Here is an 11923-nt window from a genome sequence, read left to right as displayed (position 1 = left end):
CGGACGCACGGACGCAGGCTCCCCCATCTGGGCTCGGAGTCCGGGTCCGCTCCGCGCCTAGCCATGTGGTCCAGGTCTGCCGTGCAACGTCAACGCCCCTCGTGAGGCGGCGAAGACTTGATCACGGTGTCGCCCTTGCCTCTCCCGTTGGGTGCTGCCGTGGTGGCGAGCGTCCGCCAGGCAGGGCGTTCCGTTGGCAGTCCTTCAAAGGCGCAGCATGTGCCGGGTTTGCTGATACTTGCTGGCCGACGGCAGAGGTGCCGCTGATTCACGTGAAACACGGCAGTTGGGCTAGAGGACTCAGATATCAAGGGCTCGACGCAGCGGAGGCTGTGGGTGGACCGCTACCGACGACGCACCGTCCAAAGCTCCAGGTCCGTTTGTGACGAGACAAATCTTTGAACGCCACCCCCAAGGTCCACCCAGACCGGCCAGGCCACTGAAATCCCGATGTAGGGCCCGGAGAGAGATCAGTTTCACCACCGGTGCAGCGCGATGGCCTGTTCGCAAGATCTGCCGTAGACGGAATCGGGAGAGGTCAGCCCTTCGAGCCATCCGGCTACGGCCACACAACCACGCCAAGAGTTCCTCGTCGGATCCGTAGTGGCCACCAACGTTCGCCGGCCCTCCTTCATTGGCGATCATGCAATCCTCTAGCCCGTGAGGACCCAGAGGTGCCCCACTTCCCTGGGGAGATTTGCAGGATCACGAAGGCAAGGTGGCCAGCCCTCGTGATCACCCACGCCAGTGACTGGGAAGGGCGACCACGCTTCGGCTATTGCGGTCACCACGAAGATTGCAGTAATCCTCCAAAGCTGACCATCTTCGTTTTCCTGAGCAGACACACTTTCCAGGGCAGGTGAGGCACCTCCCGGCCAGGGATTGTGGGATCGCATGATCACGAACAAGAAGGCGTGAAGCGGGCGATTGGCGAAGGTTCCTAGCCGACGGACCAAGACCATCGCGAGCACTGTGCTCGTGTCTCAGATGGCCCCCTGGGTGGCCCGCGCGGCGCCGCAGTTCAGGACATCAAAGCCGGTGACTTCTATCCTGCAGACCCCTGGATCCTCTGTGTTCACTCAAGATCCGTACCACCTAATGGGCTCTGAAAAGGACATGAGCCGCAGAGGTATCGAACCATCAGGAAAAGCCTGGAAACACCAGAAGCCATATGGGAGGTAGGCCGGCGGTGATACGCGGGGACAGCCCGAGGCTTCGCTGTGGATCAGCATTGACGTGTTCGCGATCAATCCTCTCGACCGCTAAGCGGACGACCGCAGCCGGGGCACAACAGCTGCCCTGCGCACCAAGCGTCGTCGTGTGTCACCGGATCAACACCGCCGACGCCCACCGATACTGCGTCCGTCAGCTGACGAGCGTCCGCTTCCCGATGTCACCGGATGGCGAGGATGGTCAGATTCTGCGTTTGCTCGGGTGCGAGCGGCGCGGCCAAGTGCCTACCAGTCATCGGCCAGGATCTGACGCTGTTGTAGCGCGAGACGGCGTCGTGCCACTTTCCTATGGAGCATCGCCGTGTGATCGGTGGGTCGAGAGCTCTGGCATCGCAGTAGGAGCAGATTCATCTGAGGATGATCTGTCTCGCATGTGGCGCCACCCTTCTCCGGTCGCCAGCGCATGACAAGAAAAGTTGGCTGGCTAGTCAAGACCTCGAGATCAGGCCGTCGCCACAAGCCATCTCGCCAACCCACTGTCCACAAGACAGACATGAGCCACGCGGGGACCAGCGACACGCGCAGTCGCCATGCTCAAGAGTGCCTTCGGCCGTCACAAGCCAAGGCTGATCAGACATGACCAGTGGCTACGCCATAGCGCTCGTCCACTTCCAGGGCTAGTGCGGTAGCCACAGATGTCCGCCGGCACTCCCCGGTTCGTGATCATGCAATTCCCCAGCCTTCCCCGGGGACGTGCACCACCTCCTCGGCGAAGGAATGCATGATCACGAACCGGGGAGGTGGCCAACCTTCTTGGTCACTGCGCTGGGTTCTGGCACCCGCCGGCCTATGCCTGAGTCGGATGGCAAGCTTCAAGGGTTCTGCGGGGCTGCACATGGATCACCCAGAAATAGATCCGACAGCGATCGGAAGGCCTTGCCAGACAGCCAGACAGCCAGACACTCGGGGGTCCTCAGGCTGAGCATCTGTGACGGCCGTTGACGATCGTGGCTCCTGGAGGCTCAGGCCCCCCGCACCCGTCATGCAGACCGCCCTTGAACCCGGGCCGCGACGCAACACACCTCAACTGAGGTGGGCATCTGCTCTCGCACCGTAACCGCGCAGATAGAGCTGGATGCTTGTGCAAAACATCTGTTCAAACCGTCCCGCAGGTCTGTGGACGCGAGTTTTTCCACAGCGCTGTACAGGGATGGCGAGGGCACTGCAGACATATCGCAGGCAGTTGTACGCGGGTGGTCCAGCTCAGTGAAGCTGCAGGTCAAAACCACGTTCGGGACAGAAGGAGATTCCACGACGATGGCAGTGCCGGTGACCAGAGGCTAGGAAAATTCACAACGCACAGAAGTTATCCACAGGTCTGTACACAGGGGAGGTGGAGGCCTGTGGATGACAAGGGGTCACTGCCATCCTGATAACAGAAAGTAGCCATAGTGAGTGACTTCAGGTGATTAAGTAATCACGCAGAGATGATGGTCGTCCTAGAAGGACTGCCCCATCAGGTAGTCAGCGCCGACCCGAACAAACCCAACCACATGAGGGTTAGAGGCCCGTTATGCAGGGCGACTCCGTGCAGCACCGGTGCTGAGCCTCAACAAGAAGGGGGCGGGTGAACCTTTCGGTCCACCCGCCCGCCGCCATCTGATCCAAAGAGCTGAGAGTGCTGACTACCGTCGGCGTCCTGTGTCAGATCGGTTGGTACCGCGGGAAGACGGTGTCTTCTTCTTGCTCGCGGCCCCGGTCGACGAGCCCGGGCTGACCTTCTTCTTTGCCTTGGAAACCTTGCCGGTGCGGCCGGCGACGATCCGCACTGCCGTGGTGGGCGTCCCCAAAACGGACTCACCACAGCGCACTACCTCGGCCGACGCAGCCCCTAGAGCGGTGAGGGTCTCACCGGCGGCGACCAGCTCGTCCTCTGCGCTGTCGCCCTTGATGGCCAGTAGCTGGCCGTCCTTGCGAACGAGGGGCATGGACCACTCGGCGAGAGTGGGCAGAGCGGCGACGGCACGTGACGTGACGACGTCGAAGTGCTGCCCCGACTCGGCCACGATGTGAGCCTTGGCCCGGATGATCTCGACGTTGGTCAGGCCCAGCTCAGTGATGATCTCCCGCAACCACGTGGTGCGGCGGAGCATCGGCTCGATCAGGTAAACGGTGAGATCGGGACGGGCGATAGCCACCGGAATGCCAGGGAGGCCCGCGCCACTACCCACGTCGCCGAGCTCGGCGTCGTCGGGCACGAGCTCCTGGAGCACGGCGCAGTTGAGCAGATGACGATCCCAGATCCGCTCGGCCTCACGGGGACCGATGAGCCCACGCTCGACGCCGGCCGTGGCCAGAGCCTGGGCATATGCATGTGCGAGGTCGAGGCGTGGCCCGAACACGGTCCGGGCCGCCGCGGCCTCTTCCTCAGTAGGTTCGACAGGCACGAAGTCTCAGGACTCCGCCGGCAGAACGACCACGTGCCGGTTCGGGTCGACGCCCTCGGACTCGCTGGTCAGGCCGGCCTCAGCCACCACGTCGTGGACGATCTTGCGCTCGAAGGCGCTCATCGGCTCCATGGCGACAGACTTGCCACTGGTCTTGACCTGCTGGCAGACCTTGGTGGCCTTCTCGGTGAGTTGGGCGCGGCGCTGCGCGCGGTACCCGGCGACATCAAGCATCAGCCGGCTTCGCTCACCGGTGTTGGCCTGAACGGCGAGACGGGTCAGCTCCTGGAGAGCTTCCAGCACCTCGCCGCTCGAGCCGACGAAACGGCGCAGGGCCCGGTCGTTCGCCCCGTCCGCAACGATTGCGACGGACGCGCGTCCGTTCTCCACGTCGATGTCGATGTCCCCGTCGACATCCACGATGTCGAGGAACTCTTCGAGGTAGTCGGCGGCAACGTCGCCCTCTTCCTCAAGATCCTTGATGGACGCTCTCGAGCGGGAAGACCTCTTCGAACCACCCGCGGCAGTGTCCTCCGCGGCCTCGGAGGACTCTTCCGTGGTGATGTCGTCGGCAGCCGTCGTGGGCTCCGCGTCATCCACGGGACGCTCCTTGACCGTCACTGCTTCGGCCTGTTCGCCGCTCTCCATGAACCGTCTCCTCACATCGCAGCCGGCTCGCCGAACGGCAAGCCTGGCACCGGTCATCCCCCGACGACCGGCCACATGAATTCCATGATGTCTGACGAACGATTCGCGACCGGAACCCGGCCCCACGGTGCGGGAAGGGTTCCGGTCGCGGCGCCGAATGTTCCCGGCGCTCGAATACTCGAGGCTCCCGGGACCCTGGAGGGGCCGGGAGGTGCCCCCATTTTACGTTTCGGTCGCATTTCCTTGTGCGCGGCCCTGCGTCTTCGGTGCCTTCTGACCGCGGTTCTTCTTCCGGCCCTGCTTCTGCGCGTCGGCCTCGGGCGAACCCGGGACCGGCGCGTGGCCGGAGGACGAAGCTTCAGGTGCCGGAGCGATTCCGGAGGTGACGGTGCCATCGGTCTTGGCGACGGCGCCGGCCTGCTTGGAACGCTGGGCCTTGGTCTGCTTCTTCGGCTGCACGCGCTGGACGGTGTCCACCACGGCCTCTTCCTCGACCGGCTCTTCCTTGGCCGAGCCCAGACCCAGCAGCGGCTTGCCGCGCTTGGCCCGTCGCTCGTTCAGGGCCTTCTCAGCAGGCGAACCCGGAGCCGGCATACGCCGGATCACGTAGAACTGCTGGCCCATCGACCACACGTTGGTGGTGAGCCAGTAGAGAAGAACACCGATCGGGAAGTTGACACCGGACACCGCAAAGACCAGCGGCAGCACGTAGAGAAGGATCTTCTGCTGCTGGGCGAAGGGGTTGTCCAGCGCGGACGCCGGCATGTTCTTCATCATCAGCTGACGCTGCGTAATGAAGGTCGCTATCGACATCAAGATGATCAGGATGACGGTGACGATCTTGGTGCTGATGTCGGAGGACCCGAGGAAGGTGTCCGACAGCTTCGACCCGAACAGGGTCGAGTTGTTGAGCTGCACCCGCAGGTCCATGCTCAGCGGCCCGATGGCGAAGTCGCCGTTCAGCACGCGGAACAGAGCGAAGAAGATCGGTGCCTGGAGCAGGATGGGCAGGCAGGACGCGAACGGGTTGGTGCCCGTGTCCTTGTACAGAGCCATCGTTTCCTGCGTCATTTTCTGACGTGAATCAGGATCCGTCTTGCCCTTGTACTTGGCCTGGATCTTGCGCAGTTCGGGCTGGATCAGCTGAAGCCCTCGGGAAGCCTTGATCTGCTTCACGAAGAGGGGGATCAGGACGATCCGGATAACGACCACCAGGCCGACGATCGACAAGGCCCAGGTGATGCCGGATGACTCGGGCAGGCCGATCGAGGTCCAGACGGAGTGCCACCCCACCATCAGCCAAGCGACGACGTACTCGAGGGGTCTCAGGATCTGCGTCATCGGCTCCTCGCCGGATCAAGCGGCACGTCGTGATGCGGACGGCGCGCAGTTCTGGTCAGTGGGAGCCACCCGGCTGTCTGCCCTTGAGTCGTTGGACTCGGGCTCGGCGGCGAGTGGCGCGGGCGAGTCTGCCTGAATCGGCATGGTCTCGTGCGCGCCGGGCTCGCACCCGGACTTGCTCCTGACCGGTGGAACGTGGTCGACACCACCGGCGTTCCAGGGATTGCAGCGCAGGAGGCGCCGCCCGGCCAGCCAGGAACCCCGGAGGGCTCCATGCTGCTGGACCGCGGTGAGCGCGTACTGCGAGCACGAGGGGTAGAAACGGCAGGTCTGCCCGTAGAGCGGGGAGACCAGCAGGCGGTACAGGATCAGGAACCCGATGATCAAAAGCCTGGGTACGCCGAGAATCCGGCGAGCTGCTCCGACCACCAGTTCCGCACCACGGTGCAGAAGCCCGCGGGAGAAGAACCAGGGTGTGACAGAGCCCGCCGGCTGCTCAGCCACGGTCGTTCCCGGCAGTCGGTGACACACGATCTGGACCACGCCTGCGTTCGGGCCCACCGCCGGAAGAAGCACGGAGGGCCGCCGCCAGTGCGTTGTCGAAATCGTCCGCGAGGGTCGACGAGCCTGCGGCAGCTGGATTTGCGCGCACCACGACGAGAGAGCCCGACGGCAACGCCGCCAGGCGATCTCTCGTGATGTGACGCAGTTGCCGCTTCACGCGATTCCTCACCACTGCCGGGCCGACCGCCTTTGACACGACGAAACCAACTCGTGCCGGCGAGGCCGGATCCGAACCAGTGCGGTTCAGATGGATGACCAGGGTCGGCCGACCGGCGCGACGACCTTTGCGCACTGCAGCAGAAAAATCGCTGCCGTGACGCATTCGGTGAGCGCTGGGAAGCACCCTGAGACCGGAACGGCCGGATCAGGCGGAGAGTTCCGCGCGACCCTTCCGGCGGCGGGCGGCCAGGATGGCGCGGCCGGCGCGCGTGCTCATACGCAGGCGGAAACCGTGCGTCTTGGAACGGCGCCGGTTGTTCGGCTGAAACGTCCGCTTGCTCACTTGGGGACTCCCAGATAGTCAGTGCTGAGGCGATCGGTGCGGCCGGTGACGGGAATGCCACAGCGACCGCTGACACCGACCTCCATCGGACGCCCACGCAGGGTTGCGTGGACATGCGAAGAGAGGTCGCCGTCAAGCCCTCTCACGGTACGGGCGCACACGCCCCCGGTCAAACTCGCACCGCGGGGCGGGCCTCGATACAACGTCTGAGCTTGATCAAAGCACCGATCAAAGCCCTGGGCAACGCTTCGTCGTGGGCACCTCAGCAAGCCATCACCGGCACGGACGGGTGACCGACGGGTGACACAGGTGCCCTGACGACGTGCGCCAGGTACCTCGTCCTCAATGGGAGTGGGCCCAGGAACCCGGACTGCACCACGCGCCGTTCAAGGGGGCAGGGGGCCATTCGGATCGGGGCCCGGGGCCGTCGGCGATCAGACGGGTGGATGCAAACGTGAATTCGGCGTGATGTGCATCGCTGCAGTTATCCACAACCTGGCAGGTCGGAGCGGGCGAATGTGGATTTGCCGGAACGCCGTTCGACGCTTGGCGCGACCATGGTCACCCCCACGCAGCGGTCCAACGAGCTATGGTCCTCTCTTGTGCTTCTGCCGCTGCGATGACACGCCGAACTGGCTGGTCATTGACACGTAGGTCGGATTTGCAAACCAGGTCCGCCACTGATGGCGATGGGGGCCTGGTGGGTTCGACCGGGCTCGAGTGCACACTGGACCTGGTCCGGCCTCTCGTTCATACACAGGGTGTGGACAACGCTGTGGACGAACGACCGGATACGGACAGGTAACGGAGGTGAGCGGCGTGGCAACGCCGAACGAGGACTTCCCCTCAGTCTGGCGCCGGGCCCTCGATTCGCTCGATTCAGTGGGCGTCACCCCGCAGCAGCGCGCTTTCGTGCGTCTCGCGCGGCCGGTCGGCCTGCTCGACGGAACGGCCATCCTGGCGGTCCCCAACGACCTCACCAAGGAGATCCTGGAACAGCGCGTCCGGGACACGATCACCGGGCTGCTCTCGGAGCATCTGGGCATCCCCATCCGCCTGGCCGTGACGGTCGACTCCTCCCTCGCGGGCGGGGAGCCCGTGCACGTGCGTACGCCGGCCGGTGGCATCCGGATGTTCGACTCCGAGGAGAACGCCACCTACGAAGTGCGTAACCCGAAGTCTCGTTCGGGGGAATCCGGCTTCGGAAAGCCGCGAGCAGACTTCCGCGTCGACTCGCACCTGGACAACTCCGGTCCCTGGCACCCGGGCGCATCCTCGCGCTCTGTGCCGGACAACCGTGACCTGCGGCCCGACGGCACCGACCGCGCCGAGCGCAGCCACTTCGACCGGTACCAGAGCGGCGAGTACCAGCAGCAGGACTACCCGCCGCCCCAGCCCGACTACCGTCCTGATTACCCCGGCCAGTTCGGCGGCTACCCCGGCACTCGGCATGAGCCGGACCGGTACGAGAACGACCGTTACGACGGCGAGCGCCCCCGGTTCGAGAGCCGGCGGGAGATGCGCCAGAACAACCGGTACGACGGCGAGACCCGGTACGACCCCGAGCAGGGGCGCTTTGATACCGAGCCGACGGAAACGCCCCGGCAGGAGCCGGACCAGCTGGGTTTCGACCTGGACACCGGTCAGGACGAGAAGGCGGACGACCGTTTCGGCAGCACCCGTTACGACGGGTCCCGTCTCGAGCGCGACCGCCCCGAGGGCCAGGCCGAGCAGCCTTTCGAGCGACCGGCTCGTTCTCGGTTCGGGGTCGAGGCCGATCCGACTGAGGACTCCGCGGCGGAGAACGACGCCGCTGACCAGCGCGATGAACAGTCCAGTGACACCTTCGGCTACCACCATCAGGGTGATCCGGACGGCCCGGACACGTTCGGGCCCAACCGTCGCTTCCGGCATGACCCGCCCTATGCCACGCCGAGCCGTAACACGCAGAGCGACAGTGGTTTCCGTGGTGACTCACGCGGTGGTCAGAGCTCAGACTCGATCATCGACATCCGTAACCTCGACCGTGCGAAGCCCTTGGAAGGCGCAGCGCCGGGAAGTCAGGGCGGCCCCAACCCGCTCGGTGTGCACAATCCGGGGCAAGCTACCGGCCTGCCCGCAGCCGCATCCTCCGAACCGCATCCGGAAGACCGCCCCGCACGTCATCGGGCGCAGAAGCCGACGGTCGAGCCGGCCCGGCTGAACGCGAAGTACACCTTCGAGACCTTCGTTATCGGTGCCAGCAACCGGTTCGCCCATGCCGCGGCGGTCGCCGTGGCCGAGGCGCCGGCGAAGGCTTACAACCCGTTGTTCGTCTACGGGGAGTCGGGTCTGGGCAAGACCCACCTGATGCACGCGATCGGCCATTACGCGATGAACCTGTATTCAGGGGTGCGCGTGCGGTACGTGAACTCGGAGGAGTTCACCAACGAGTTCATCAACAGCATTCGTGACGACAAGGCGAGCACGTTCCAGCGGCGCTACCGCGATGTCGACGTGTTGTTGATCGACGACATCCAGTTCCTGCAGAACAAGGTTCAGACGCAGGAAGAGTTCTTCCACACCTTCAACACCCTGCACAATGCGAACAAGCAGGTCGTGATCACCTCCGACCTGCCGCCGAAGCAGCTGTCCGGGTTCGAGGAGCGCATGCGATCGCGCTTCGAGTGGGGCCTCATCACCGACGTGCAACCGCCCGACCTGGAGACGCGGATCGCGATCCTCCGGAAGAAGGCCATCGGCGAACGCCTCGAGGTTCGGGACGATGTGATGGAGTACATCGCATCACGCATCTCGACCAACATCCGTGAGCTCGAGGGTGCTCTGATCCGGGTGACGGCGTTCGCGAGCCTGAACCGTCAGCAGGTGGACCTGTCGCTGGCCGAGATCGTGCTGAAAGACCTGATTCCTGCGGACGACACCCCGGAGATCACGTCGGCCACGATCATGGCCCAGACTGCGGCGTACTTCAGCGTCACGCTCGACGACCTGTGCGGCCCCTCGCGCTCCCGTGGGCTGAGCAATGCGCGGCAGATCGCCATGTATCTGTGTCGTGAGCTGACCGATCTGTCACTGCCCAAGATCGGGCAACTCTTCGGCGGCCGCGATCACACCACAGTCATCCATGCCGACCGCAAGATCCGCACCCAGATGGCTGAGCGGCGGTCGACCTACAACCAGGTCACCGAACTCACGAACCGGATCAAGCAAACCTCACGCATGTCCTGACCTGGGGTTTCTCAATAATCCACAGGTGTTGTCCACTGACTGTTTGTTTTTGAAATGGTGGACGATGAACAGCTCGCAACCAGCTCGTCCGGGCCTTGTGCCTCTTCCTGGGTAAGGGTGCAACGCTCGGGGACTACTCCGGCCCTTACTGCCTGCCGTCGTCGAGCCGGGTGTGCTTGCCAGATGCCGCAAAATTGCTGATAGGGCAGTTCTTTCCGATGCTCCTGGGGAGGGGCGGCGGAGGGCAGCCGGCGAATCAGGTGGATGCGTATGGGCCGCGGGCCCGCGATCGCAGATGGCGGGGTGTCCCTTCGGCTGTGCCACCGGAGGAGCACCCTGCTGTGCCGAAGGAAGGTGCCTGCCGCCTTCCTTCGGACCCTTGCGAGCGCAGTGGCCGCCCGCGTACGTGGCAGGGCCGGCGCGTGGGGTACGGGAGCTCCAGATCTTGGTGGACGTCGGCAACCACTACGTGCGGACGAGTTCACTCCACTGATCGTCAAGGACGGTCGTGAGCAGGCCCGATACGGCGTGATCACCGCGACCTGGGCACCGTCCGGTGGACTCGGGCCGTCAGGCGATCGGGCGCCGGGCGAGGGCACAGGTGAGTCGGTGAACTTCGACGCCCGTATAAAGAGCTCTGGCTCTGGCTGATCATCAACGTCTTACCTCGCGCGGTGGCCACGAACGTTCGCCGGCTGCGGATGCGCCTCCCCAAGAGCGCCTGGATGCTTCCTCCGGCCGATACGAGGCGAGGCTTTTTGCCTTTCCCCAGGCCTTGTTCGTCGGTCTTGCGAGGACCATGGAGCCCACAAAATGACCGGATTCCAAGCCTGATACTTGGAAAGCAGCAAAATCGCGGCCTCCGTTAGAACGTGCTCTCCACGCGCTCCTTGGCCTACTCAAAGCTGTTTTTGGTGCCTCAGATCGCTCTCTCCCGCTCTTTTGCAGGGCTGTTTTTGCAGTGTCCACCGGTTCTCCACAGGCAGCCACCTTTTCCCCCAGGTACCTGCCCGTAGAGGCGGGTTCTCCTCTGTTCTTGTTTTGCCAGGTCAGCGGGCAAAAGCTGGGTGCAGGGGACGCTCAGCCCAGTTGGTTACGGGGGTTGGCTATCCACACTGTGCACAGAGTGGGGATGAAAACTGTGGAAAACCACTGGGAGAGAGGCCATGCCACGGGGTGGTGTCAGCGAAAGCCCTTTGGCGGCCTCGAGTTGCCTGTTGTCCACAGGGTCGCAGCGTTGTCCACAGCGGTGGACAGTCGTCTGGCTTGTCCCCACACCTGGGGACAACTTTGTGGATGGAGCGTTCGGTTTCCGACTTATCCACAGGTGCTATCAACAGGGCTGCGCTTTTGATCGCATGGCTCCGACCGGCCAAAACGTCGATCTTTTGGAGCGTCGCTCGGGCTCGGGAGGGATGTGCCGACACCCCGTGGACAACCTGTTTGCACTCGAGTGGATAACCCCAAAGCATGCACCGTGAATATTTCCGTGGATGAAGGGCTGTTTTCTGGGGAGAACCTGTGGACAGATGGGGGCGATCGGTGGATAACCGTGGACAACCCTGTGGGTGTCTCTCGGTTTGTCCACCGACTCTCCACCGAAGCGGCAAATTCATCCACTGTCTATTAACAGGCTTCCAGGCCTGTCACCTGCAAAAACAAGGGTTATGCACAGAATCCACAAGCGTTACTACAAACACCAAACTGTTTGCTCGAGGAAATGGATGATCCACCAACATTTGGCTTGGACGATCGAGCGGGGTCGGCCTGGCCTGTGGGTTGTGGGGAAAGCTGAGATGTTCGAACGTATGTTCTACGAACAAGCGTTCGAATAATTTGCCGGGCCGCAAGGTCTCATCGGCAAGCGGTCGCACCGACCTGAGTACCGACCTGAGCTCTGCCTCCGTGCGGTCTCCATCGCTTCGGGTCTTCAAGAAGGGCCGGCGTCGACGAACGGAGGCCTCTGAAGAGGCGGCTCCGGCGGGCAGGGTCGATCTCGCGGCGAACCAGGACTTCGGGAT

7 protein-coding genes are annotated in these 11923 nt (G+C 63.7%); 1 reads left to right on the top strand and 6 read right to left on the bottom strand.

Features of this window, described 5'->3' with window-relative positions; genetic code table 11:
• Positions 1-2857 precede the first annotated feature (2857 nt).
• The 6 genes from rsmG to rpmH all read right to left on the bottom strand — a co-directional run bounded on the left by rsmG (position 2858) and on the right by rpmH (position 6674).
• Positions 2858-3619, bottom strand: coding sequence for a 16S rRNA (guanine(527)-N(7))-methyltransferase RsmG (gene rsmG, locus QSK05_RS01175; protein ID WP_285592978.1), 762 nt, complete (start codon positions 3617-3619; stop codon positions 2858-2860).
• Between the two features lie 6 nt (positions 3620-3625).
• On the bottom strand, positions 3626-4267 hold the full coding sequence (locus tag QSK05_RS01170) for a Jag family protein (protein ID WP_285592976.1): 642 nt from the start codon (positions 4265-4267) through the stop codon (positions 3626-3628).
• A gap of 222 nt (positions 4268-4489) precedes the next feature.
• Positions 4490-5608 carry a membrane protein insertase YidC gene (gene yidC, locus QSK05_RS01165; protein WP_285592974.1) on the bottom strand — a complete coding sequence of 373 codons (1119 nt, stop codon included), beginning with the start codon at positions 5606-5608 and terminating at the stop codon, positions 4490-4492.
• Between the two features lie 15 nt (positions 5609-5623).
• A complete protein-coding gene (gene yidD / locus QSK05_RS01160) occupies positions 5624-6112 on the bottom strand; it encodes a membrane protein insertion efficiency factor YidD (RefSeq protein ID WP_285592972.1) in 489 nt (162 codons plus the stop codon).
• Positions 6105-6515 (bottom strand): ribonuclease P protein component, encoded by a 411-nt coding sequence (gene rnpA, locus QSK05_RS01155; RefSeq protein ID WP_285592970.1) that lies wholly within the window; start codon positions 6513-6515, stop codon positions 6105-6107. Before rnpA ends, yidD begins: the two co-directional genes overlap by 8 nt.
• Positions 6516-6536: 21 nt before the next feature.
• On the bottom strand, positions 6537-6674 hold the full coding sequence (gene rpmH / locus QSK05_RS01150) for a 50S ribosomal protein L34 (RefSeq protein WP_052528269.1): 138 nt from the start codon (positions 6672-6674) through the stop codon (positions 6537-6539).
• Between the two features lie 819 nt (positions 6675-7493).
• Between rpmH and dnaA the strand changes: the two genes are divergently transcribed.
• The gene (gene dnaA / locus QSK05_RS01145; RefSeq protein WP_285592962.1) at positions 7494-9902 is read left to right on the top strand and encodes a chromosomal replication initiator protein DnaA; all 2409 of its coding nucleotides are present in this window, start codon (positions 7494-7496) and stop codon (positions 9900-9902) included.
• Positions 9903-11923: the final 2021 nt, after the last annotated feature.

The sequence above is a fragment of the Kineosporia sp. NBRC 101731 genome, from assembly GCF_030269305.1.
GTDB lineage: Bacteria > Actinomycetota > Actinomycetes > Actinomycetales > Kineosporiaceae > Kineosporia.
The sequence above is the reverse complement of the archived record's forward strand: the minus strand, read 5'-3'. Positions and strand labels throughout refer to the sequence as shown.